Genomic DNA, 25,054 nt, shown 5'->3' on the forward strand with positions numbered 1-25,054 from the left:
TCACTAATTATCTGATCATTTTTACTTGTTAAAATAACCAACTACTGCGTTATTTATTTAATAATTAGCACAACTAGTTATTAAATAAATGCCTTATATTTGGCCATTTTTCCTGCGTATAAAGTTGACCACCTAATTAATGAAATTGGTATAAGTTTCATTTTTTAACAAGTATGCAAACTCGCTTAAAAATGTTTGAATTTTTTTTGCTACAACTAGCTGACAATACTTATTTTCTGGGTTGTTGGTGACATAATCTTGATGATAGTCTTCCGCACTGTAAAAATTAGTGGCGGCTTTAACGACAGTGACTATCGTTTGCTCAGCGTATTGCTGTGCATGCAATTGAGCAATTTTTGTTTTCGCCACCACTTGCTGTGCAGGGGTGTGACATAAAATTGTTGAGCGATATTGACTACCGATATCATCACCTTGACGGTTAAGTGTTGTTGCGTCGTGAATAGCAAAAAAAACCGTTAATAGTTGCTCAATAGCTAACTGCGATGGGTTAAACGTTATTTGTACTACCTCTGCGTGATTAGTGATGCCGCTACAAACTTGCTCATAGCTTGGATTGATAATATCGCCATCTGCATAACCGCTGGTTACCGATAATACACCTTGAATTCGGTTAAAAATATTCTCAACGCACCAAAAACAGCCTGCGCCTAAAGTAATTGTTTCTATGCTCACTGTTCATTTCCTTGTTAAATTTTGCTTAGGCTGACTGAAAGTAGATTTTCAGTCAGATACAAAGACGTGTAGACGTCTATAATGTTTATTTTCAGAAGGTAACACTTAGCCGTTTAGATGTCTATATTTCTTGTTGTTTAAATTATTTTTTAAGTTCTCGTTTAAGCTATTGTCGGTATTAGCCGAGTCAGTAGTAGTGTTGATATGGTTTTTAGGCAGGCAGACAGCTATGAGGGATTTAGCATGAGTTCATTCCACACAAGTTAACTATATATATCGTTAACTATTGCCATGACCTGATGTTATGCGGCTATGCTGCTTAATCGACATGAAATATGAGTATGAATATTGTGTATGGTCTGTGGTGATGTTATTAAGTTTTGATGATGGAATGTTTACAGTAATCTGGTTATCAGTAAATAAGTGACCTAGAGCTCGGGTTCTAGTTAGCTCTAGGTATTATAACTATCAGTTATTATGCGATAAGTTATAGGCAACGTGTTGATGAAAGCGTAAGGTTAATTGCTCTTTTTCAGTTGGAATTTCCAGCTCTGTGGCAAATAAATGCATGGCTTGTTCTATTTGATTGACAAATTTCGCATAGTTTTGTTCTTCGCCATTATGGCAATTAGCAACAAAGATCAGTTGCACGTTATCAACCAATTCATGCGCTTGCCATCTACTGACAATACCACAGGGGCTTTGCTTTGGGTTGTAGCCTAACATTTGCAATTCTCCAACTTTCGAGACTAAATCATGCAAACTATGCCTAACAATGGGCACTAAACCATTAGCGATAAGTGCGCCATTATTTAAGTTAAAATGTTTTGCTACCAATGAAAAAGTGTCGGTTAAATAAGTATAAAGTGGATTATAGGGATCGGTTGCTGCGGGATCTATATCAACCAACGCGGCAATCCTATGATCAAGGGTTAAGTCGACTATGGCGTAAGTGATTGATGACATATTTTCTGCTAATGTAACGTCTTGACTCGCATACCTTTGTTTTATCGGCCTAAATTTATGAGCTTGGCTAGTTCTGTAGCCTTTATTTTTAGCAAAAATATCGTAAGTAAGGTGTTGGTGGTCGCGCATGCGGATACCGTTTATGGGTAAGTCTAATTGCTGGGAAAAATGTGCTAATAGTACTTTTACCCCTTGATGGAAATTGGCCGCTTCGGCTCTGATATCAGCTCCAGAGGCTAAAAATACTAAGGTAATTTTCTTTGCTTTGATATTGGCATCAAAAAATGAATTTTGCAGTACATGCTGATTTGGATCGTAATAAAAGATGATTTGTTGTTTTGTTTGCCATTGGTGCATTTCTTGGCTGTAACGGACACGGACCAACTTGTCGTTGGCAACCAATATACTGTTTTTAATGCCATAGTCGTTACTTAAGGTAAACAGTAAGTTTGCCAAGGTTTGATAACAAGCATAATAATTTATACTGCCGCTATGATTAACCTGTGTCGGTAATTGCGAAAGCAGTTGCTCTGTTAAGGCGAATTCGGCCAAGATATACTGATTGTCACGGGCATTAGTCGGTATATAAGCTTTTACTGCTGCATTGCGTTTCCTAACCATTGACATAATAATTCCCTAAAGAAACATTTAGGCATCATCTTGATGCCAATTAAAGTGTAAATATCAGCAAAATTATAAACACTCGCTGTGACATTTTTATGTCAAAGCATTAACTAATGAGCAATAACTAATAACATCTAGAGGCTCAATTGAGCATGGGTAACTTATGTCGATAAATAATAATGCAGATTTAATTGCGGCGGTAAATCAGGTCATGCCATTTGGAAAATATAGTGGCAGAAAGTTGCTGCAACTGCCTGAGCCTTATTTAGTTTGGTTTCACCGTAAGGGATTTCCAGAAGGAAAGTTAGGTCAACAATTGGCACTCATTTACGAAGTTAAACTCAATGGTTTAGAAGCTATGTTAAAACCTTTATTAAGGGGGTAGGGTTATTCATAGCGTTTTGTCATTAATGCAGTTGTAGCCTTATTTACATTAATTTGTTATCTAATTTATGGTTTTAAGCACTGTTAATTATATGTGGTTTGTATAACGAATTGTTTTGCAATAAATAGTTAATTACGGTGTTTTACACTGGACTATTTTGTCGATAACCAAGGATAAAAGTTGCGTAATTCACTATGGTATCAACTTGCATTCACCGTATTGTTGTTCTTAAATTAACGTTTGATTGAAGTAATACTAAGAAGGTCTAGAGAAAGCCTAGAAAGCATAAGACATAAACCTTCCTCGGTATTTCTTTGGTATTTATACAAAGTATTAGACGGTTATAAAACAGTTAATGGTGAGGTGATATATATGAAAAGACAGAAGCGCGATAAATTAGGCTGAGCACATTCAAATGGCTATCAAGCTGGCCTTTGTGGCAGAACTAAGAAACATTGCCCGTACCAGAATACCGATGTTAAGTCAGAGTGGCTTGGTGGTTGGCGTGAGGCCTTAACCGATAGAAGTATGGGGTTGTTTAAATAAAACATTTTATGCCACTAAACTGAGTTGTATAAGCACATTTGAGCCTGTAAAAAATTTTTTGACCGTGTTGTATTATTTTCATTTTTAGTGGCAAGTTATTGACTTGTTTTTTGCATCTAAGCTGATATAAAGCCCTGATAGCGAAAGGTGTGTTATCGGGTAACTTATATTTATATTAGGGTGTAGTTGAATATCTTCAGAATTTTTTTCCACAAGTTTTATCCTGAGTTGTGCTACTTTTTGTATTAGTTGTTCTAACCGTGTTTTATAGCAATACAATTGCCGCTTTTTTGTTGTCAGTAATAACGTATAATCTTTTAAAATTTAGCTGTCCGATAAAGTAAAAAATCTATGACCATACTTTCAATGATAGTGGCGCATGCCAATAACCGTGTAATCGGTAAAAACAATGACATGCCTTGGCACTTGCCGGCCGATTTGGCCTATTTTAAAAAAACTACTTTAGGTAAACCCATTATTATGGGGCGAAAAACTTATCAATCTATTGGTCGGCCTTTGCCGGGGCGGAAAAATATTGTTATTTCGCGTGACAATAACTTTCAAGCCGAGGGCGTTGAGGTGGTTAATTCTGTTGATGCCGCTTTAGCTTTAGTGGTTGATAGCGCAGAAGTTATGGTAATTGGTGGTGGCGCTATTTATCAACATTGTTTAGCGGCGGCGCAACGACTTTATATTACTCATATTAATGCTGATATTGATGGTGATACTCACTTTCCTGAATATGATTTAACTGTTTGGCAAAAAGTGGCTAGTGATATTCGCCCCAGCGATGAAAAAAACCCATATCAGTTAGATTTCTCGGTGTATGAAAAAGTTTAAAGCTAAGCTGGGCATAATAGCTAAGGGATTAAATATTACTTAGCGCTCAATAAATTATAGCCATTTGATATAAAGATTTTTAGACATAAAAAAAGAGCGTCTAAGCGCTCTTTTTGTTATTTAAGCTTTAAGGTTAAGTCAAACTAAAGCTTAAATTCTTGTACTGATTGTTGTAATTCTTCAGCTAAGCGGGCAACTTCACTGCTCGCTTCTGCCGTTTGCTTTGAGCCTGCTGTTGTTTGTTCAGCAATAGTGACAATTGACTCTAGGTTCTCGCTTATTTCATGAGCAACAACACTTTGTTCTTCTGCGGCGGTTGCTATTTGCGAGCTACGGTCAAAGGCTTCATGCACCGCGTGTGTAATAGTATCAAGTGCTTGTTCGGCTTGAATACTTTGTTCAACACAGTTCGTTGCTTGCTTTTTACCTGTATCCATCACTACCACGGCTTTTTCTGCACCGGTTTGTAGTACTTCAATCATATTTTGAATTTCTTGGGTAGACACTTGAGTTCGGCTCGCCAAGGTTCTCACTTCATCAGCGACCACAGCAAAGCCTCGACCTTGCTCACCGGCACGAGCAGCTTCTATCGCTGCGTTTAGTGCTAATAAGTTGGTTTGCTCTGCAATACCTCTGATCACATCAAGAATGCCACCAATTGATGCGCTATCTTGTTGTAATTTATTAATGACTTGTGAAGCAGACTCTACTTCATTAGCTAATAGCTCAATAGTTTGGCGGTTATGACCAGAAATAACTTTAACCCGCTCAGCTTCGTCATCAGCATGTTTGATTTCAACTAAGGCATCATTCGCACTTGATAACACACTTTGTGCCGTACTGCTCATTTCAGTAGTAGCAGACGCCGCTTGTTCTACTTGCGTGCGTTGCTCTTCAATAGCTTTGGTACTTTGGGCAGTTACTGTCGACGTTTGCTCAGCCGCTGTTGCTAGCTGGGTTGAACGACTAACAATACTTTGAATTAAGTTGCGTAAACTATCGATTAATAAGTTGCAGTTAGCGGAAAGCTGAGCGAACTCATCATTGCCACTTTCATCTAGTTTGTGAGATAAGTCACCAGAAGCAACAATATTGAGCATTTCATTTACTCGTCTTAATGGGCGAATAATGCTGGTTAACGTTACCGACGCGATCACTATAGCTAGCACAATAGAAATTAAGGTGATAATAAGGGTATTAAGTGTGCCGTCAGATACAGACGTTTTGACTAAATCGCCGGTTGCTATGGCGGTTTTATTAGCTAAATTTACTTGTGTGGCTAATATGGCATTAGCACTATTAATACCATTTTCTGCGAGGTGTAAACTCGCCTTTGCCGTGGCAATTGCGTTTAGCTGATTATTTTTATGGCTAAAAATTCTCCCACTGCCAATGAGATAAGCTTGCAATGCTGAAAAGCTATCGGTTAACTCATCAGCAATATTAGTGACACCTTGTTGCTTTAATTCATTAACGACATCATCGATTGATTTTTCAATATCATTAAATGTGTTTTCGATTTGACTGGCAACCAGTGATGCAGATTGTTGATCTTTAATGTCATGATAATTAAGTGATGAACTCACCATACTATTGAGTAAGGTTTCTAAGCGTCTGGCTAAACTAACCGCACGTTGTAATTTGGTTGTTGCAAGTTTATGGTCGCCAAGATCTAATAAAATAGTCGCCATGTCGTCGGCTTTTTCTTCGATAATATATATTTTATCTAGCAAGGTTAGGTGTTGCTCTATGGCAAACTTTCTATTACGAAGTACATTGTCGATTTCTTTCTCTAAGCTATTGTAAACCGGATCTACTTCACGTAGGTTTTCGATTAAACTCGCTTCGTTTTTAACAATATCTTTCAAGCGCTTGAGCTGAGCTCTAAATTCACTCTTTTCAGTTTCAAAAGCGTTAAAGTTTTCTGCCAATGGTGCTAGTGCTGTTTGGTAATATGCGCGCAGCGTTAGGTTGCCAATATGGGTTAGATCGTTCGCTAACTTGTTACTTGTTTTTAACGTTGGTATCGCTAGTTCATTTTGCTGTTTTGTAGCATCGCCAATAGTATTTAAACTATTCCATGATATTACGCTGGTTAAAATGAGTAAAAGCGAAATAATGGTGAAGCCACCAATTATTTTTGTTGCTACGGTTAAGTTCATAAATCCCACCAATATATAAATTAAATCATACTTAGATCACACAATAAATAATAAGCGTTATTATTTATCTAGGTGATCATTCATTATTAGACTACAAAGGAATGTACATATATCTTTTGGCTAGTATAACAAGCTCAATTGCATTTTAAACCAATGCTATACATTATTTTGTGTTTATATGTGCTTGTTCAATAAATATTTTTTTATCGTGCCATCTTAGCATCGTCAGATGTTGTCCCCAAACACAGCCAGTATCAAGTGCATATATATTATTGGCTGGGCAATAACCCATCAAAGCAGCCCAATGGCCAAATATCCAATGGGTATTCTCATTAATATGGCCAAAATCAAACCAAGGTGATAATGCTTTTGGGGCGCTGCTGGGACTTTCTTTACAGCTAAAATCTAAACTACCGTCAGCGAAGCAATAGCGCATACGAGTTAGCGAATTGATGGTAAATCTAAAGCGAGCAACTTCATCGTTTGCCCTTAGCCAACTGATAGGTTGTTCGCCATACATCTTGCTTAACCACGTATGGCTTGCTGAAGAGGTTAAATGCTGTTGTGCTATTTTGGCTTGTTCAAGTGCTTGTTGAGGTGTCCACTGCGGGGAAAGCCCCGCATGGCTCATATAAGTTTCTTCATCAGGCAGTTTTTGAATAAGTGGCTGTTGAATTAACCAGTGCATTAATTCTGCTACGTCTGGAGCTGATAATAATGGCGCTAGGTGATCTTGCTTTTTCACTTTTTTAATACCGTGATAAACGGCAAGTAAGTGCAAGTCATGATTACCTAGAACCACTTTAGCACTTTGCCCAAGCGATTTAATAAAGCGCAAGGTCTCCAGAGAATTAGGCCCGCGGGCGACTAAATCACCGGCAACATAAAGCTGGTCGCTAACAGTGGAAAAGCTCACTTGAGTTAATAAGGCCTTTAGTTCGCTGTAGCAGCCTTGAATGTCACCGACGAAATAAACAGCCATTAGTGCTCTCTAGTTTAATATATTGGGCTTTGCTAAGCGAAACAGTGGGATTTCAACTTGCACTAACTTGGCTGATTTTCTTTGCATTTGGTAGTGCCCTTGCATATTACCCAAGGGAGATTTTAATACACAGCCACTGGTATAGGTAAAATTTTGGCCGGCCTTAATAAAAGGTTGCTGACCAATAACACCTTCACCTGATACCGTGCTAGATTCACCGTTAGCGTCAGTAATTAACCAATAGCGACTGAGTAGCTGTACAGTTTCATCACTGTTATTTGTTACTGTGACAGTGTAACTAAAGACAAATTGTTGTTCGGCTTCGATAGATTGTTGCGCTAGATAGTCACTAACGACACTCACCTCAATATCAGCAACTGTTGCTACTTGGTTATCATTCATTGTTAAGCTCTATTGGATTGTCAGTAACAAAATTAGCTAACATGACAAAATCGGCTAAGGCTAAATTTTCAGCACGCAGTCCTGGGTCAATACCTAACGCCGTTAACTGTTCAGCAGAAATCAGCTTTTTAAAGCTGTTACGAATAGTCTTGCGACGCTGATTAAATGCCGCTAAACAAACTTTATTGAGCGAGTTAATATCCTTAACAGGATTTTTAATCACTTTATGCGGTATTAATCTGACAATGGCCGAGTCTACTTTAGGTGCGGGCTTAAAGGCTTCAGGGCCTATTTCCATGACAGGTATAACTTGGCATTGGTATTGTGTCATGATGGATAAACGACCATAAGCTTTACAGTTTTCACCCGATGCCATACGTTGTACCACTTCTTTTTGCAGCATAAAGTGCATATCTTTCACTTTGTCTTTAAAAGTCAGTAAGTGAAAGATCAGCGGGGTTGAAATGTTATAAGGCAAATTACCAAAAATACGTAATGGTTTTTCGTCACTGGCTAATTGGGCAAAATCAAATTTTAAAGCATCTTCTTCATAGATAGTTAATTTAGCCGCTAAAAATGGATGATGACGTAATCTATGTGCCAAATCTCGGTCTAACTCAATGACGCTGAGTTGACCCGCACGTTCGATAACAGGTTCGGTAAGTGCGCCTAATCCAGGGCCAATTTCAACTAAATTTTCATTGGGCTCTGGGTTGATAACGTCAACAATATTGCTGATGATGGCGTCATTATGTAAAAAGTTTTGTCCAAAGCGTTTTTTGGCTTGATGACCCAAATGGGAATTTTTACTCATAGTATTTTTCTACTCAATTAATCTTCTACATGGTTGTTAGCTAAGGTTATCGCTGTGTTTATCGCTTCTTTGAAACTACCCACATCTGCTTTATCGGTGCCAGCCAAATCTAAGGCGGTACCGTGATCAACAGATGTTCTGACGAATGGCAGTCCTAAAGTAATATTCACCGAAGAGCCAAAACCTTTATATTTAAGTACTGGTAAGCCCTGATCATGAAACATAGTCAATATGGCATCAGCATCATCCAAGTATTTAGCTTGGAAAATGGTATCAGCAGGCAAGGGGCCAATAAGGTTCATGCCTTCTAAACGCAATTCATCTAAAGCGGGGATCATCACATCGATTTCTTCACGGCCCAGATGGCCGTCTTCACCGGCATGCGGATTGATGCCACAAACATAAATCTTAGGATCATGAATGCCAAATTTTTCAATCAAATCTCGATGTAATATGCGGGTAACTTTTTGCAGCCTTTCGTGTGTGATGGCTTTAGAGACATAAGCTAAAGGTATATGAGTCGTAACTAGCGCCACTCTTAATCCTTCTGTCGCTAACATCATCACCACATCAGAACAGTTTGCTTGATTAGCAAAATATTCGGTATGGCCGCTAAACGCGATACCGGCTTTGTTGATTAAACCTTTATGAACAGGGCCAGTAACTACTGCATCAAATTCGCCAGAAATATTTTTCTCACTGGCAATACGCAAGGTTTCGACTACGTAGCGACCATTGTTAGCGTTAAGTACGCCAGGCTCGCAAATATCGTCTAATGCTACCGGTAATACAATCAGTGTTCCGGCTTTATGCGCGGTTATTTCATCATCGGCGTTATAGGGCTTGATGAGCAGTGGTAAGTTTAATAATTTCGCTCGTGCGATTAATAACTCAGGAGACACGACCGCAACCATTTGCATAGGCCAATCTTGCTGCGCGACTTTTATCATCAAATCTGGGCCAATACCTGCTGGCTCTCCCGGTGTTATTGCTATTCGTTTTAACACTATTTTTTACCTATTTCTAAAACTTCTATATACGCTTCGTCACGCAATTCTTTGATCCAACGTGCGCCTTCCATGCCGAATTTACGGTTGTAAAGCAGTTGGTAGACGCGGTTCTCATTCATTTGCTCAGTGGCGTCTAATGTTCTACGGCCGGTTAATTTAGCAATGTGCCAACCAAAAGACGAACGAAATGGTTTATGCACTTCATCAATATCTAAACTTGCCAATGCTTCGGCAAAGGCGGGATCATATTTACTTGGCTCTGACCAACCTAAGTCGCCACCACGAACAGAGGTAGGCCCCTCAGAGTGCTCTTTGGCAAGCTCAGCAAAGTCAGCTTCACCAGCATTTAATTTGTCGACAAAACCTTGTAATAAAGCTTCTGCTTTGGCTTCACTGAGAATAATTGAGGGCTTAATTAAGATGTGGCTTGCTTTTACTTCTTCAATTTCCATGGTTTTACGACCACGAATATCGACTAATTTGACGATACTAAAACCTAAGCCAGTACGGATGGGACCAAAAATACTGCCCTTTTCTTGACCATCAACTATTTCAGAAAATAAGGTTGGCATTTCATTAATGGTTTTCCAACCTAAATCACCACCATCAAGGGCATTTCCGCCGCCAGATGAGGTCATAGCAATATTAGTAAAGTCGCTGCCGTTATTTAATAATTCAAGCACTTTTTCAGCACGTACTTTAGCCGCGCTGATATCCACTTGCTTTGGATTATTAGGAAACTCAATTAAGATATGGCCTAAACGATACTCTATATCAGCATTAGTTTGTTCTTTCATGACCGACAATAGGTTAGCGACTTCTTGTGGTGAGATATAAATGCGCCGACGTAAACTAGCGCGTCGAACTTCGCCTGAAATTAACTCGTTACGAATACTCTCACGATATTTTTCATAATCTAGGCCGTCTGCAACAAGTGATTGGCGCAATTCCTCAAGTGATTGCTTATTCTCCTGTGCCATATTTGATATGGTTTCATCAAGTTGGGCATCACTGATCTGAACGCCCATGCGCTCACCCAGTTGCGAGATTATCGCGTCATTAATTAACTTTTCCATGACTTGAACACGTAAAGCGCGGTCTGATGGTAAGGTTTGGTTATTTTTTTTTGCTTGTATAGTAACAGAGGCGATCAGGTCTTTAACTTCAGACTCTAATACAACACCACTATTAACTACCGCTGCTACTCGGTCAAGTTCAACCTCAACGGCCATACATTTCCCCAGTGAGCTTAAAATAAACACCGAGCTAAGCAGTAATAATTTCAATGAATTTTTCATGTAACGTAGGTTTCTTTTAATTAGTTATTGAGGAAGTAGGGGCGTTTATAGCCGAATATACTTGAATTAAACATATCTCCAACACTGTTGGACGATTTATTGCTATTTATACCATTATATACAAACTGAATATTAAAACTGCTATCAAATGCATCTCGATTTTCGTTTATGTTACTCGTGTCGTCAATGGTCGAATTAATATTGCGATGGTAGGTAAAGCGAATACCCCAACAGCAGCTACTATATTCAAGGCCAGCATAACTTTCGATACTGCGTTTACCTTGTAAGTCTTGGCTAAATCGGCCAACAATTTGCCAGCGCTGTGCAATCTTAATATTAGTGGCTAAAGACATTTGCTCTAATGACTCTCCTGAGACATCACGCGCATATCGATGGTTCAATTGAATTGTTTGATTATCGGAAAATAAATAATCAAATGAGGTTTGACTTTTATTCGTCACGCCTAAATCGCTGTTGTATTGAATGTCAGAACTAAATTGCCACTGGCGATTTATGTGGACAAAAATATCGGCAGCGAATGCTGATTTATCCACTAAAGCCTCTTGGTCGCTATCGTCAAAGTTACTATCATTTAAATAAACGATTCGCCCTAAACTCAAGCGCAGCACTTCAGTATTATCTGCGGTTAATAGTCGACTTGTTACCCCCCAAGATAGTTGATTAGCTTGTGCTATGCGATCAATGCCGCTGAAACGGCGGTCGCGAAATAAGCCGTTATAGTCATCTTGCAAGGTGGTTGTATCGTAAATACCGATATTTTTTTGCTCTTTATCTGGAATATAAAGATATTGTAATTGCGGCTCTAATGTTTGGTTATAGCCTTGATTAAATAAGCTTAGGTTGCGGTCAAAGTTTACTCCACCATGGAGACGTATTTTGGGTAAAGTTCTGCTAATATTTTTTTCTAACAGACTACCACTACGAATATTTTTCTGGCTGTAATTGGTTTGAAGTACTTTAAATTCTGAATTTAAAAACCAGGCAGGGGTAACTATGGGATATAACAAGCCCGCTTCTACATGGTACCTTTGTGCGGTGGGCTTGGTTTTATCCGCGGTATCAAAACTTGAAAACTCAGAATAAAGATCAAAAATACCGTCAAAATCAGCTAATGATTGCTGAAGGCTGAATTCTATTTGCGGTAAGGTTTTGTAACTCAGTTGATGGTTTCCCAAAAGCTCAAAATCTTGCATTTTTATCTTCGTTTGCCAATTATCTGCAAAGTAGGCAAGCTCGCCAATTTGATAAAGATAAGCGTCATTGGCGTTAAATTGATTACTGCCTAAATCCACCAGGTAATTATCATCACTGATAGCGGTGTAATCAACATGGGCCCTAAATCGCTCTGAAAATGTACCAATATGCTGAAGTCGTGCTAAATATCGTGCATTATCACTATTAATCAGCTTTGTGTCTTTATCGAGATATTCAACATCAATCTGCCCTGATTGTAAGTCCTGTAAATACCTAAATTGAGTAATTAATTGTGTGCCTCTTTGTGACATATAACGCGGTGTGATGGTGGCATCCATGTTTTCTGCAATGTTGAAATAATAGGGAGCCTCAACCTCTAAACCTGAATTGTTGGAGGTACTGATTGTTGGGTATAAAAAGCCTGACATTCGGTCATTACTGAGTGGCATAGTTAAATAGGGAATATATAAAATCGGGATATCGAAAAGGCTAAAGCGTGCATGATAAGCTTCAAGCGATTTTTTATCTGATGAAATGGTAATTTCACTAGCCCGCATTTGCCAATCAGGTACGGCGTCGTAACAGGTGGTAAAGCTTGAGTCGAGAAAGCTTAGGGTTTTACCATTGCCATTAATGTTGATTTTTTTCGCATTACCATGGCCAGCAGAGCCATTAAGTTGATACGAAGCGGCGTTCAGTGAGGTCGTTTGTTGCAGCTGGTTGATATTGAGCGAGTCGGCAAATATATCTATGCCTTTATTTTGAAAGTGAATGTCGCCATTTGCATCGACTGTAGCTGTGTCGCGGTTGACCGTTAATTGGTCAGCAACAACCGATTTATCTTGATTTAATAAAGTAACACCACCGGTAAAGTTCGCATATTGACCTTTTTTGATGGTTGAGGTTGTTGAGATAATCGTAAAATTTTCGTTGGCCTGCTTACCGGTTTCGTCAGCAATATTTGCGTAGAATGGAATCGGGCATTGGCTGGCTAGATTAGTATTTATTTCAGTACTTATTTTAGTACCTATTTCAGTATTTTGCGCCTTGCTACCAAATGTAAACGATATTAGGCAGACAAAGATAATTTTGTTTAGGGAAAAGCGCATTTATGGTCCGGGTAATTAACTTGAAAAATACAAAGCCTAGATTTAGAACGGCATTTTACCGCTAATAGCAATAATATAGCAATTTTCATTAGTCTGCTAATTAGTTATATTGGCAGAATCATTGGCATAATTTTTTTTAGAGCGATATTTCATTGAGTAACTTAAGAACTAGATATTTATTACAGTGGCTAGAAAGTCACTTTTCGGCGGAAAATATTAGCCTAATCCCCTTGACTGGAGATGCAGGTTTTCGACGTTACTTTCGCTTTCATAATCAAAGTCAGTGCTATATAGCGGTTGATGCACCCGTAAAATTATCAAATAACCAAGCATTTGTCGATGTACAGCAAGTTTTGCAGGACCTTGGGGTCAATGTGCCTAATATTATCGCGGCAGACCTTGAAGCCGGTTTTCTTTGTCTGAGTGATTTTGGTGACACTGTATTGGCTGAAAGACTATCAAGTGAAAACATGCAGCATTATTATGCGAACGCGATTATTGAGCTGAGCAATATGCTTAAATGCAAAACAGCAGTCGTTGCAAAATTGCCTGATTATAATGCCCCATTTATCCTGACTGAATTGGTAATATTTAAAGAATGGTTGTTAGAAAAACACTTAGGTATTTATTTAACTGCGGATGAAGAAATAGCATTAAGCGCTTGTTTTGATGTTCTGGTTTCTGCCATTATTGCACAGCCTAAGGTTTTTATGCATCGTGACTATCACAGTCGAAATATTATGCTGTTGGCCGATGATAAACTGGGTGTTATTGATTTTCAAGATGCGGTAAAAGGCCCGGTTATTTATGATTTGGTGTCGTTACTTAAGGATTGTTACGTACGTTGGCCTAAGCAGTTAATAACGCCATTGATGGAAGATTATCGTCAACAAGTACAAAACTATTTTCCTGATGAAAACCTAAGCAAAGAAAAGTGGCAATATTGGTTTGATTTAACCGGACTACAACGCCATATAAAAGCTAGCGGTATTTTTGCCCGCTTGCATCATAGAGACAACAAGTCAGGGTATTTAGCGGATATTCCACTTACTTTGACCTACATACAAGATGTTAGCGCACAATATGATAAACTCAGCTTTTTGCACGAGTTAGTCACTAAACGAGTAATATCGGCAGTAAATAAACGCAGTGGATTTTAAACTAAATTTTGGATGATTTTTCATGAAAGCGATGATCTTGGCCGCAGGACGGGGCGAACGTATGCGGCCCCTAACAGATGATTGCCCTAAGCCATTGCTGCAAGTTAACGGCATACCCTTGATTGAATATCACATCAAAAATTTAGTCGCGGCGGGTATTCAAAATATTGTCATCAATCACGCTTGGCTGGGTCAACAAATTGTTGATTATCTTGGCTGCGGTAAGCAATTTTCGGCTGATATTAGCTACAGTGCAGAGCCGGTAGCGTTGGAAACAGCGGGGGGAATTATTAAAGCACTACCGATGTTAGCCGAGCATGAAGATGACGTATTCATGGTGGTTAATGCGGATATTTATTGTGACTATAATTTTAAAAAATTACCATTGTTATCCGCTAATTGTAACGCACACTTGCTGTTAGTTGAAAATCCAGAGCACAATCGGCAAGGCGACTTTGCACTTGTTAAGGACATGTTAGCTAATCCCAAAAATAACCAGCAAGCCACTTACACCTTTAGTGGTATTGCGCTTTATAGAAAAAGCTTTTTTGAGCAAGAAAGCACAAGCGGGCATAAAGCCTTAATGGCACAACAAGCAGTGCAACCTTTAGCGCCGATGTTAAGAGCTGCTGCTGATCAGCAAAAAATCTCAGCGAGTGTGACAGACACGGCCTGGACTGATGTTGGCACACCTGAACGTTTAGCTAGACTAAACACTATTTAAAACAGTTTTACAGTTAATTAATTATCGAGTTTTACAATGCGAATTTGGGGTAAGGTTTTAGGTTTCTTGTTTGGTTTTATGCTAAGCAGGAGTATTATTGGTGCATTAATAGGGGCGTGGATTGGACATCGTTTTGATAAAGGCATAGGGCTAGATTTTAGTGCTTTAGGTGGCGCTAAAAGTGATACCGACCGTCAAGCGGCATTTTTTTATAGTAGCTTTTCAGTTATGGGCTATATGGCCAAAGCAGATGGTCAGGTTTCGCCACATGAAATTGCTTTTGCCAATGCCTATATGGATAAGTTGGGGTTAAAAGATGCCTTACGCCAACAAGCCCAAGAAGCATTTAGAGACGGTAAAACTACCGGTTTTCCACTGAGCGAACAATTAAAGAAATTAAAGTCTGCAGTAGGTAATCGCCGAGATTTATTATTGTTGTTTTTAGAAATTCAAATTCAAGTCGCCTTTGCCGACGGCAGTTTAGAGCAAGATGAACGTGATGCACTGCACCAAATTGCTAAGGGTTTAGGCTACTCAGCGCAAGAGTTAGATAAATTATTAGAAATGATTATTGCGGGTGCAAACTTTCATCAACAAGGTCAAAGTGGCTCAAATCATAGTTTTGCGCAATCAGGAAAACAACTGGAAAATGCTTATAAAGTGCTAGGTGTAACGGATAAAAATTCAGCGAGTGAGATTAAAAAAGCTTACCGCAAACTGATGTCTCAGCATCATCCTGATAAATTAGTCGCGAAAGGCTTACCCCCTGAAATGATGGAGACGGCTAAACAAAAAGCGCAAGACATTCAAGCCGCCTATGAGTTAGTCACTGCACAAAATAAGTGATCAGAGCCAGAACAATTAGCATGTTACCGCGCTGATGCGTGTGGTTACTTAAACACTTGCGATAGAAGTACCGTTAATTGTGTTAAACGGTACGTGCTCTGCTTGCAAGATAAGTTGTAAGTCGCGTACACTATTATTGAATTTGATTCATTCATTCATTCATTGGGTAGCACAAATGTACTTTTCAGTAACTAACAGGCGACTTATCGCAATATGGCTCAGTGCTATATTGTTATTTTTGTCTGTGGCTGCTGCTGCGCATAGTGTTGAACATATTGATGATGGTGTTACAACTCACTGTACTTTGTGCTTTCACCAGCATCAATTTGATCAAGTACTGCCGCAGCATGACGTCAAACTTGGCTTTATTTCTCAACCAATTGAACAAACTACTAGTATTCGACTAATAATAACACTGACTCATAGTGTTACTTACCTTAGTCGTGCCCCTCCTCTCACACTCTAAAACATCTTATACCTAGTTGATAACGTCGATAGTCAAACTGGTATTTTTTACAATTTAAAGTTTTATTAAGCGTTTGCTGTCTATTAGCACACGATATTTGTATTTAATTTATTTTAGAGATTTTTAACAATGAAAAATTTTCAATTTTTACCTGCCCGCTTATCTGCACACTTGCCGATAAAATTTAGCGCAGCAATCGTTATATCTAGTTTTTTCCCACTACTTTCACAAGCGCAAACCCCGACACTTTCCAACCTCACTGTTAGTGCGGTCTTAGACGGCTATTATCAAAGCGATGATCGCCTGATGACTGAACGGGCAAAAGGTTTTGGGCTAGGTGAAACTGAATTGGCGTTCAGTGCCAGTATTGATGATATGTTCTTTGGTAAACTGACTACGGTTTTTGAGTCACATAATGGTGAAACAGAAGTTATCGTTGAAGAAGCCTTTGTTCAAACTATGGCCTTACCCAACGGCTTTACTGTACGTGCAGGTCGATTCCTATCAGACATTGGTTATTTAAATAACCAACATCTTCATACTGACTCTTTTACCAGTAGACCCAGTGCTTATCGAGCATTTTTAGGTGGGCATTACTTCGACGACGGCTTGAGATTTAGTTACATTGCCCCCACGGATTTGTATTGGACTATGGGCGTAGAAGCCTTTTCAGGTGATAGTCTTCGAGCGGCCGACGAGCATGGTGAACGAGCGTTTGACAGTACAGGGGTTTATACCGCGTTCACTAAAATGGGTGGCGATATCTCTATTGAAAGTTCATGGCAGTTAGGGGTGAGTTATTTACGCAATGAAAATGGCCAATTAACAGCGGAAGAACATGAAGAAGCGGAACATGAAGAAGCAGGACATGAAGAAGCAGGACATGAAGATGAACATGATCATGGCCATGGCGCAAGTTATACCGGGAAGAATACTTTTATAACTGACTTTGTTTATAAGTGGGCACCTGATGGTAATTATAAATATCAACATTTAACCCTCAGTGCTGAATACTTTAGAGTCAGTGATTTTATGGTTCCAGAGCTGCATGAAGAATTTGCTGGAGCAGCAGATCATGACGAGGAGGCTAATAGTAAAGATTATCATGAAGCTTGGTATGTCAGTGGAGTGTATCAATTTTCACCAAATTGGTCAGCAGGATTACGCTATGGCAAGTTAGATAGTCAGTTGCAGCATGAAGGTCACTTTGATCAACAAACACTGAAGGAAACTGAGCTCAGTATTGCTTGGCACAATAGTCACTTCTCTACCGTAAGAGTGGAGTTTAGTCATCAAAGTAATGTGGGTTTTGAAATTGAAAGTAATGATAATGTTGTTACTTTACAATATACTATGATAATGGGAGCTCACAGTGCGCATCAATTTTAAATTACTATTAGGCAGTGCTTTACTGACCTTAAGTCACGGTGCTTTGGCGCAAATGAATATTTTTGCTTGTGAGCCTGAGTACGCCGCTTTAGCCAAGGAACTTGCGCCAGATGCTCGTATATACTCGGCTACAACCGCGATGCAAGACCCACATCAAGTGCAAGCTCGGCCAAGTTTGATTGCTAAAATGCGCCAAACAGATCTGGTTATCTGCGCCGGTGCTGAATTAGAAGTTGGTTGGTTACCTATGTTGCAAATGAAAGCAGCTAATGTGCAAGTGCGTAGCACAGACAAAGGTTTGTTTTTTGCGGCAGAGCAGGTAAAAACCTTAGATCAAATGAGCAATGTCGACCGTAGTATGGGCGATGTACATAGCTTAGGTAATCCGCATGTACATTTTTCGCCGCCGCGTATGCTAACTATTGCTCAAGCGTTAACAGATAAGTTAATTCAACTTGATGAAGAGCAAAGTGCTAAGTATCAACAGCAGTTAAGTCGTTTTTCTGCACGTTGGCAATTAGCCATGACCAAGTGGCAAGTAAAAGCCCGTGGTTTGCAAGGCATGAAAGTGATCGCGTATCACTCAAGTTTTCGTTATTTGTTTGACTTTGCCAATATTGAACAAGTAGCAGACTTAGAGCCTAAACCTGGTTTGCCGCCAACCAGTAGCCATCTTGCAAGCTTGTTAAAACGGGCTGACAACGGTGATATAGCGGCAATTATTATTGCGTCTTATCAAGACAAACGTGGCGCGAATTGGTTAGCAGAAAAGTCTAATTTACCTGTTATTGTATTGCCACTATCGGTTGGCGGTAATGAGCAAAGTAAAGACTTATTTAGCTTATATGACAGTACTCTAGATTTATTGACGCAAGCATATCGCACACAAAAATAGCATTAGCTGTTAGAGGTACCTTTGATGGATTATGAATTACTGACCATATTATTGCCGGCCTTTGCTGCGGGTATATTAGTGCTTTCAACCCATGTTGTGCTAGGTAAGCAAGTATTAAAGCGTGGCATTATTTTTATTGATTTAGCTATCGCCCAAATTGCCGCTTTAGGCGCTATTGTTGTGCGTATGGATCATGATATTGCTGAACTTGCCTATGCACATGTTTGGATGCCAGCGCTATTTGCTTTAGCGGGAGCGGGCATTATTGCTTGGTTAGCTAAGCATATGGCAGAAGAATTGGAAGCCATGATAGGGTGTTTTTACGTCTTATCAGCCGTGAGCGCTATGTTATTGTTAGCTAATGACCCTCATGGCGCTGAACTGCTTAAACAGCTCATGTCAGGACAAATCCTCTGGGTAAGTTGGCAACAATTGTTGTTACCTACTGTGGTCTATAGTGCGATTTTGGCGCTTATATTTTATAAGCCTAAAATATTAGATGGCGCAGCTTTCTATCTAATATTTGCGCTAGTGATAACATTATCGGTTGAGCTTGTTGGCGTTTATCTTGTGTTTAGTACCTTAATATTACCCGCACTGGCGATTAATAAATTACAGACAAAACGGGTATTACTCTGGGCTTATGGCGTGGGTTTGGTGGGTTACTTATTTGGTTTGTGTTTATCAGCCAGTTTTGACCTACCCAGTGGTGCGGCGATTGTGGCTACATTAGCCCTAAGTGCGGTAGTTTTTAGGCTAGTCAGTAAAGTCGCTTTAAAAAATCAGTGATGTTTTAATACCTAAAAAGAATAAAGCCAGCATGTTGAACATGCTGGCTTTATAAAACAAAGTTATCACTCACTGCGCTTAATACTTAGAAACTGTAGACCAGAGTCATGGCAGTTTCGGTATTAACATTTTCTTTGTCATCTTCCACATCAGTGTTGTAATCTAAGGTAAAGCTAAACTTAAGCTGCAAAGTTTCAAGTAACTTTGTGGTGATTGATGTTCTCGCTTGATAAGTGCTATTTTCGTCTGCTTTTGGTGCGTACTTAGCGACAACTAATTGCTTAAATAAAACGTGTTCATTTATTTGACGCTTGTATAAAGCCTGGGCTTGAATAATAAAAGCAGATTTAGATTGTTCTGTTTGAAGGTCAGTTTTGCGAATAACGTCGCGCTTGAAACCTGGGCCAATATCGGCATCTAGTGTTGCTTGTTTAGATTCGAACCAACGACGACCCCAACCGGTTGAAACTGAACTTTGGCTTTTGAAATTACTAAAACGATTATCTTCATAAGAAACGTTACCATAGATATAGTTTGGGCTCGCTGTATCAATATTGTAATTTGTTTGGCCAACAGCAGTCCATTTTTGATCACTGGTGGTAAAATGTTCTTCACCGTTTTCATCTTCTTGCTCACTCTTCTTGACCAGTAAGCCCAGTGTTACTGTGGATTTCCAATCATCAACTTCGTAAGTAAAATCAAAACCGGATTTAATATCAGCACTATTAGTGTCACCTGTTTTAAAAAGCATACCTAACTCTGCCGAAGCCGTATAAGGTGACTCTACTACTGGTGTGCTTGCTTCTTCTGCTAGCGATGTTAGTGATACACAACATAATGCGGCTGATAATAACTTATGACTCATTTTTTTCCTCTTTATTCATGTGAATAGATAATTGTGGGAATGGGATTTCGATACCTGCGCTATCCAATTCAGTTTTAATTTTTTCTAGTAAATCGTAGTAAGTTGGCCAGTAATCTGTAGAGTTAACCCAAGGTCTTACCACGAAATTAACGCTGCTGTCAGCAAGTGCTGATACACCTACGGTTACTGCTTGGTCTTTTAATACTCTTTCGTCGGCACTGGCTATAGCGAGTAACAGTGCTTTAGTTTTTGCCAGATCGGCTTCATAGCTTACCCCGATGATTAAATCGATTCTTCTGGTTGCTTTGGTTGAGTAATTGGTAATAGTGCCACTAGTGATCGCACCATTTGGGATAATAACGGTTTTATTATCCCCGGTTCTCAATTGAGTGGAGAATATTAAAATTTGTTCAACCATACCGGCAACACCAGCGACTTCGATAAAATCGCCTGATTTAAAGGGTTTAAAAACAATCAGTAATACGCCCGAAGCAAAGTTTGATAATGAACCTTGTAATGCTAGACCTATCGCTAAACCGGCGGCACCAACAATAGCGACTAATGACGTGGTGTTAAAGCCTAAGTGTGATATAGCGGCAACAATAACAATGAAAAATAACATACCGTAAAGCAAACTGCTAATGAAGGAAATAATCGCTTCATCCATGCCCTTATGGCGCATCACTTTGATTACGCCTTGGCGAACCATTTTGGCAATAAACTTACCGACGATAATGATGGCTACTGCAACGATTAATTTAATCGCAAAATCGATCAACAATGTTTGGTTATCGACAAACCAGTTTTGAATAGTGTCCATTATGTATCCTAAGGTTTCTGATAAAAGTTTAATTATAATAAACATCAATTGAAATATCATTATATTGTTAATAAATTAAGCGATTTATTAACGATGTGATTATATTTCAATTGATTAGCTTTTTGATGCACGTTTGTCTTTAAAAGTGATCGTTAAAAAGCAGACGAAAAAAATCCGATGAATAATATCCATCGGATTATTTGCTAGCGTATTAAACTAAATAGGACTAATAGGTTGTCGTTATTTTTAACTTTAATTACTTACTTACTTAATTAAAGCATCCAATTTGCCAGTAGAATATTGCATAAACATGTTATCAAGCGAGATAGGCTTAATTGCTGATGCATGTCCAACGCTGCCAAAGGCTTCGTAACGCGCTTTACAAATATCGTACATAGCTTGTGTTGATGCTTTTAAGAATTTACGTGGGTCAAATTCACTTGGGTTTTCGGCTAAGAAACGACGAACGGCACCCGTAGACGCTAAACGTAAATCGGTATCTATGTTGATTTTGCGCACACCATTTTTAATACCTTCTTGAATTTGCTCAACCGGTACACCATAAGTTTCTGGTATCTTGCCACCAAATTCATTAATAATAGCTAACCAGTCTTGTGGCACTGAAGAAGAACCGTGCATCACTAAATGTGTATTAGGAATACGGTTATGAATGGCTTTAATACGATCAATCGCTAATATATCGCCCGTAGGTGGACGGGTAAATTTATAAGCACCGTGAGAAGTACCACAGGCAATAGCTAAGGCGTCAACTTGTGTTTTTTGCACAAAGTCAGCGGCTTCTTCAGGATCAGTTAGCATTTGCTCCATGGTCAATTTACCGACCGCGCCAATGCCATCTTCTTCACCGGCTTCACCTGTTTCAAGCGAACCTAAACAACCTAGTTCACCTTCAACTGAAACACCACAGGCGTGCGCCATTTCAACAGTACGGCGAGTAACATCAACATTGTATTCATAGCTTGAAGGCGTTTTACCGTCAGTCATTAATGAACCGTCCATCATCACAGATGAAAAACCTAACTGAATTGAGCGTTGGCAAACACCTGGTGAGGTGCCGTGATCTTGGTGCATTACCACAGGTATATGAGGGAACTCTTCAATAGCAGCTAAAATTAAGTGCCGTAAAAAGGGTGCGCCGGCATAAGCTCTGGCGCCTGCTGAACCCTGCAAAATTACCGGACTGTTGGTGTCGTTGGCGGCAAGCATGATAGCTCTAACTTGTTCTAAATTGTTAACGTTAAAGGCTGGGATACCGTAACCGTTTTCGGCCGCATGATCTAACATTTGGCGCATAGAAACTAAAGCCATGAACTAACTCCTGTGATTGTAAATAGTGACAAAATTGATTGTTAACAAGTTTCATTGTGAAACTTATTGCTTTCGTAACGTAAGTATATCAGATGAATTTAGTAATTTGCACTAGAAAAAAATGATCAATATTGCTTAAAATATAAATTTTTTTTAATTTACAGCTTCTGTATATTAATTACGTAAGTAATGGTGTTTTAAGCAGGCTTTAGCATAATAAGTTGTAGTATTGGTGTAAATTTACTACGAAATAGACAGTGAAATAAATAATATTTTTATGCTTAATTTGAGTCACTGAAAATAAATAACCTAATGAAAGTTTTATTGAAAAAAATGTGAAAAAAAAGTGAAAAAAAAGCTGAGAGCACAATTAAGTGCCATCAGCTTTTTAAGATAAAATATTTACTTGTCGAGCGAGTTTATGCTTTAGCGCGCGCTTCTAAAATTTCTACAGCAGGCAATTTTTTGCCTTCTAAAAATTCAAGAAAAGCACCACCACCGGTTGAAATATAAGATATTTTATCGGCAATACCATATTTATCAACCGCGGCTAAGGTGTCACCGCCTCCGGCAATAGAGAATGCCTTGCTATTGGCAATAGCGTGGGCGATAACTTCAGTGCCTTGTCCAAATTGGTCAAATTCAAAGACACCAACGGGGCCATTCCATACGACGGTACCGGCATTAGCGATAATATCTGCCAAGGCTTTTGCGCTCTCTGGGCCAATATCAAAAATCATATCGCCATCGGCTACGTCGCTAACATTTTTAAGTGTTGCTACAGCGGTTTCAGAAAATTCTTGACCAACCACCACATCGGTCGGTACTGGAATTGAACCATTATTGTCGCTCGCTTGTTTAGTTAAGCGTTTTGCTTCATCAACTAAATCAGCTTCGAATAATGATTTACCCACATTGTGACCTTGTGAGGCAATAAAAGTATTGGCAATACCGCCACCCACAACCAGTTGGTCAACAATACCGGCTAATGAGTCTAGCACGGTAAGTTTAGTTGACACTTTTGAGCCACCAACAATCGCCACCAATGGACGGGCAGGGTTATCAAGTGCTTGTGATAACGCGGTTAATTCACCCGCTAACAGTGGGCCTGCACAGGCAGTAGCGGCATATTTTGCGACGCCATGTGTACTGGCTTGTGCGCGATGAGCCGTGCCAAATGCGTCCATAACGAAAATGTCACACAACGCGGCTAATTTTTTCGATAAGGCGTCATCATTGCTTTGCTCGCCAACATTAAAGCGAATGTTTTCAAATATCACTAATTCGCCAATATTAACCTCTACGCCATCAAGGTAATCTGTGACTAAACGAACCGGTACGTTAAGTGCGGCACTTAGATAATCGGCGACAGGCTGCAAAGAAAATTCGGCATTATATTCGCCTTCAGTTGGACGACCTAAGTGCGACATAACCATCACTTTTGCACCCGCATCTAAGGCTAATCTCAGTGTGGGTAAGGCCGCTCTTAAGCGCGCATCAGAGGTGATTTTGCCCTCTTTAACTGGTACATTTAAGTCTTCACGAATGAGCACACGTTGGTTGTTTAATGCTAAGTCGGTCATTTTGATTACTGACATGTTTATTCCCTGTTGGTAGAAGTTTAACGGTTAAGTAAATTTTAAGTTATTGTATTTGTTAACGACATCTATGCTCAATTAACCCACTTTTGCCATAGCAGAAGCGGTGTCTAGTAAACGATTAGCAAAACCCCATTCGTTATCACACCAAATAAGTAATTTTACTAAGCGCTTGTGACTAACCCGCGTTTGATTGCCATCAACAATGCTTGAGTGTGGGTCATGATTAAAGTCGATGGAAACTAACGGTTCGGTGGTATAACCTAAAATACCTGCCAAACCATTGTGTTGAGCGTCAACAATGGCTTGATTAATTTGTGCAATAGTAGCGTCGCTTGATAAGTTTAAGCTTAAATCCATAGCGGTTACATTGATAGTGGGTACTCGCACAGCTATTGCTTCAAAGCGGCCAGCAAACTTGGGTAATATTCGTTCAATACCTGCGGCCAATTTAGTATCTACCGGTATTATCGATTGGCTGGCGGCACGAGCACGGCGTAAGTCAGGATGATAAGCGTCAATCACTTGTTGATCATGCATCGAAGAATGAATGGTCGTGATAGCACCACTTTCAACACCAAAGGCTTGATCTAAAACCTGAATAACAGGCACCACACAATTGGTGGTGCAAGAGCCGTTTGATACCACTTTTTCAGCCGCAGTGAGTTGTTGATGGTTAATACCATAAATAATGGTCGCGTCTAAATCTTGTGAGCCAGGATGTGAAAACAAGACCTTTTTTGCGCCTTGCTGAATATGTAACTGGCCATCTGCTTGGCTACCAAACTTACCGGTACAATCAATGACAATATCGACATTGTGCTCTTGCCAAGGCATATTGCTTAACTCGGATTCATGGCTTAACGATATTTCGTCACCAGCAATAAATAATTTGCCAGCACTTTGTTGCACCGCAAATGAAAAACGACCATGAGTTGAGTCATATTTTAATAGGTGAGCTATGCCTTCAGGCTCGGCAAGTTCATTAATAGCGACTAAGTTAAATTCGTTGGTGCTGCCGTTTTCATATAGTGCACGAACAACATTTCTGCCGATTCGGCCAAAGCCATTGATAGCGATATTAATTGACATGTTTTTGGCTCTTATTGATCACGAATTTAGTAAAG

The 25,054-nt window shown here is 39.4% G+C and carries 23 protein-coding genes and 1 pseudogene; 10 read left to right on the top strand and 14 right to left on the bottom strand.

Annotation, left to right across the window (positions count from 1 at the left end):
• Positions 1-132: 132 nt before the first annotated feature.
• Together msrA and H4J65_RS12920 are read right to left on the bottom strand one after the other, a co-directional pair.
• Positions 133-693, bottom strand: coding sequence for a peptide-methionine (S)-S-oxide reductase MsrA (gene msrA, locus H4J65_RS12915; RefSeq protein WP_182198446.1), 561 nt, complete (start codon positions 691-693; stop codon positions 133-135).
• Positions 694-1,161: 468 nt separating this feature from the next.
• A complete protein-coding gene (locus tag H4J65_RS12920; protein ID WP_182198447.1) occupies positions 1,162-2,286 on the bottom strand; it encodes a DUF3083 family protein in 1,125 nt (374 codons plus the stop codon).
• 160 nt (positions 2,287-2,446) lie between these two features.
• On the opposite strand from H4J65_RS12920, the gene H4J65_RS12925 reads away from it, so the two are divergent.
• The 3 genes and pseudogenes from H4J65_RS12925 to folA all read left to right on the top strand — a co-directional run bounded on the left by H4J65_RS12925 (position 2,447) and on the right by folA (position 4,054).
• Complete coding sequence (locus tag H4J65_RS12925; protein WP_182183792.1) at positions 2,447-2,668, top strand: DUF3820 family protein; 222 nt, start codon at positions 2,447-2,449, stop codon at positions 2,666-2,668.
• 372 nt (positions 2,669-3,040) lie between these two features.
• Positions 3,041-3,214, top strand: a pseudogene (gene rmf / locus H4J65_RS12930) (ribosome modulation factor).
• Positions 3,215-3,565: 351 nt separating this feature from the next.
• Positions 3,566-4,054, top strand: a complete 489-nt coding sequence (folA, locus tag H4J65_RS12935; RefSeq protein ID WP_182198448.1) for a type 3 dihydrofolate reductase — start codon at positions 3,566-3,568, stop codon at positions 4,052-4,054.
• Positions 4,055-4,197: 143 nt separating this feature from the next.
• Here the strand turns inward: folA and H4J65_RS12940 are convergent, their stop codons facing one another.
• The 7 genes from H4J65_RS12940 to H4J65_RS12970 form a co-directional block, all read right to left on the bottom strand.
• Positions 4,198-6,216, bottom strand: coding sequence for a methyl-accepting chemotaxis protein (locus H4J65_RS12940; RefSeq protein ID WP_182137038.1), 2,019 nt, complete (start codon positions 6,214-6,216; stop codon positions 4,198-4,200).
• Positions 6,217-6,379: 163 nt separating this feature from the next.
• Entirely contained in the window at positions 6,380-7,198 is an 819-nt protein-coding gene (locus tag H4J65_RS12945; RefSeq protein ID WP_182198449.1) for a symmetrical bis(5'-nucleosyl)-tetraphosphatase, read from the bottom strand.
• A gap of 9 nt (positions 7,199-7,207) precedes the next feature.
• The gene (gene apaG, locus H4J65_RS12950; RefSeq protein ID WP_182137040.1) at positions 7,208-7,600 is read right to left on the bottom strand and encodes a Co2+/Mg2+ efflux protein ApaG; all 393 of its coding nucleotides are present in this window, start codon (positions 7,598-7,600) and stop codon (positions 7,208-7,210) included.
• Positions 7,593-8,414 carry a 16S rRNA (adenine(1518)-N(6)/adenine(1519)-N(6))-dimethyltransferase RsmA gene (gene rsmA / locus H4J65_RS12955; protein WP_182137041.1) on the bottom strand — a complete coding sequence of 274 codons (822 nt, stop codon included), beginning with the start codon at positions 8,412-8,414 and terminating at the stop codon, positions 7,593-7,595. Before rsmA ends, apaG begins: the two co-directional genes overlap by 8 nt.
• Before the next feature lie 17 nt (positions 8,415-8,431).
• On the bottom strand, positions 8,432-9,424 hold the full coding sequence (pdxA, locus tag H4J65_RS12960; RefSeq protein WP_182198476.1) for a 4-hydroxythreonine-4-phosphate dehydrogenase PdxA: 993 nt from the start codon (positions 9,422-9,424) through the stop codon (positions 8,432-8,434).
• Positions 9,421-10,743: a peptidylprolyl isomerase SurA gene (gene surA / locus H4J65_RS12965; RefSeq protein WP_404851953.1), complete on the bottom strand. Its 1,323-nt coding sequence runs from the start codon at positions 10,741-10,743 to the stop codon at positions 9,421-9,423. Before surA ends, pdxA begins: the two co-directional genes overlap by 4 nt.
• A complete protein-coding gene (locus tag H4J65_RS12970; RefSeq protein WP_182198451.1) occupies positions 10,743-13,046 on the bottom strand; it encodes an LPS-assembly protein LptD in 2,304 nt (767 codons plus the stop codon). The genes surA and H4J65_RS12970 overlap by 1 nt, the downstream gene beginning before the upstream one ends.
• Positions 13,047-13,198: 152 nt before the next feature.
• Here H4J65_RS12970 and H4J65_RS12975 point away from each other — a divergent pair, with 152 nt between their 5' ends.
• The 7 genes from H4J65_RS12975 to H4J65_RS13005 all read left to right on the top strand — a co-directional run bounded on the left by H4J65_RS12975 (position 13,199) and on the right by H4J65_RS13005 (position 19,315).
• Positions 13,199-14,206 (top strand): aminoglycoside phosphotransferase family protein, encoded by a 1,008-nt coding sequence (locus H4J65_RS12975; protein WP_182198452.1) that lies wholly within the window; start codon positions 13,199-13,201, stop codon positions 14,204-14,206.
• Between the two features lie 22 nt (positions 14,207-14,228).
• Positions 14,229-14,930, top strand: coding sequence for an N-acetylmuramate alpha-1-phosphate uridylyltransferase MurU (gene murU / locus H4J65_RS12980; protein WP_182198453.1), 702 nt, complete (start codon positions 14,229-14,231; stop codon positions 14,928-14,930).
• Between the two features lie 36 nt (positions 14,931-14,966).
• Positions 14,967-15,776: a co-chaperone DjlA gene (djlA, locus tag H4J65_RS12985; RefSeq protein ID WP_182198454.1), complete on the top strand. Its 810-nt coding sequence runs from the start codon at positions 14,967-14,969 to the stop codon at positions 15,774-15,776.
• Between the two features lie 175 nt (positions 15,777-15,951).
• Positions 15,952-16,242: a DUF2607 family protein gene (locus H4J65_RS12990; protein ID WP_182198478.1), complete on the top strand. Its 291-nt coding sequence runs from the start codon at positions 15,952-15,954 to the stop codon at positions 16,240-16,242.
• Positions 16,243-16,371: 129 nt separating this feature from the next.
• Positions 16,372-17,631, top strand: coding sequence for an outer membrane beta-barrel protein (locus H4J65_RS12995; RefSeq protein ID WP_182137048.1), 1,260 nt, complete (start codon positions 16,372-16,374; stop codon positions 17,629-17,631).
• Positions 17,615-18,526: a metal ABC transporter solute-binding protein, Zn/Mn family gene (locus H4J65_RS13000; RefSeq protein WP_182198455.1), complete on the top strand. Its 912-nt coding sequence runs from the start codon at positions 17,615-17,617 to the stop codon at positions 18,524-18,526. The genes H4J65_RS12995 and H4J65_RS13000 overlap by 17 nt, the downstream gene beginning before the upstream one ends.
• Positions 18,527-18,547: 21 nt before the next feature.
• A complete protein-coding gene (locus H4J65_RS13005; RefSeq protein ID WP_182185591.1) occupies positions 18,548-19,315 on the top strand; it encodes a metal ABC transporter permease in 768 nt (255 codons plus the stop codon).
• Between the two features lie 85 nt (positions 19,316-19,400).
• On the opposite strand, the gene H4J65_RS13010 is transcribed toward H4J65_RS13005, so the two are convergent.
• The 5 genes from H4J65_RS13010 to epd all read right to left on the bottom strand — a co-directional run bounded on the left by H4J65_RS13010 (position 19,401) and on the right by epd (position 25,019).
• Positions 19,401-20,180, bottom strand: coding sequence for a YdiY family protein (locus tag H4J65_RS13010; protein ID WP_182185593.1), 780 nt, complete (start codon positions 20,178-20,180; stop codon positions 19,401-19,403).
• Entirely contained in the window at positions 20,170-21,000 is an 831-nt protein-coding gene (locus tag H4J65_RS13015; protein ID WP_220465144.1) for a mechanosensitive ion channel domain-containing protein, read from the bottom strand. Before H4J65_RS13015 ends, H4J65_RS13010 begins: the two co-directional genes overlap by 11 nt.
• 264 nt (positions 21,001-21,264) lie before the next feature.
• Positions 21,265-22,329, bottom strand: a complete 1,065-nt coding sequence (gene fba / locus H4J65_RS13020; protein ID WP_182137053.1) for a class II fructose-bisphosphate aldolase — start codon at positions 22,327-22,329, stop codon at positions 21,265-21,267.
• Positions 22,330-22,748: 419 nt separating this feature from the next.
• Positions 22,749-23,927, bottom strand: a complete 1,179-nt coding sequence (locus H4J65_RS13025; protein WP_182198457.1) for a phosphoglycerate kinase — start codon at positions 23,925-23,927, stop codon at positions 22,749-22,751.
• Between the two features lie 78 nt (positions 23,928-24,005).
• Positions 24,006-25,019 carry an erythrose-4-phosphate dehydrogenase gene (gene epd / locus H4J65_RS13030; protein ID WP_182185600.1) on the bottom strand — a complete coding sequence of 338 codons (1,014 nt, stop codon included), beginning with the start codon at positions 25,017-25,019 and terminating at the stop codon, positions 24,006-24,008.
• Positions 25,020-25,054: the final 35 nt, after the last annotated feature.

The organism is Colwellia sp. MB02u-9 (genome assembly GCF_014077085.1).
Lineage (GTDB): Bacteria > Pseudomonadota > Gammaproteobacteria > Enterobacterales > Alteromonadaceae > Cognaticolwellia.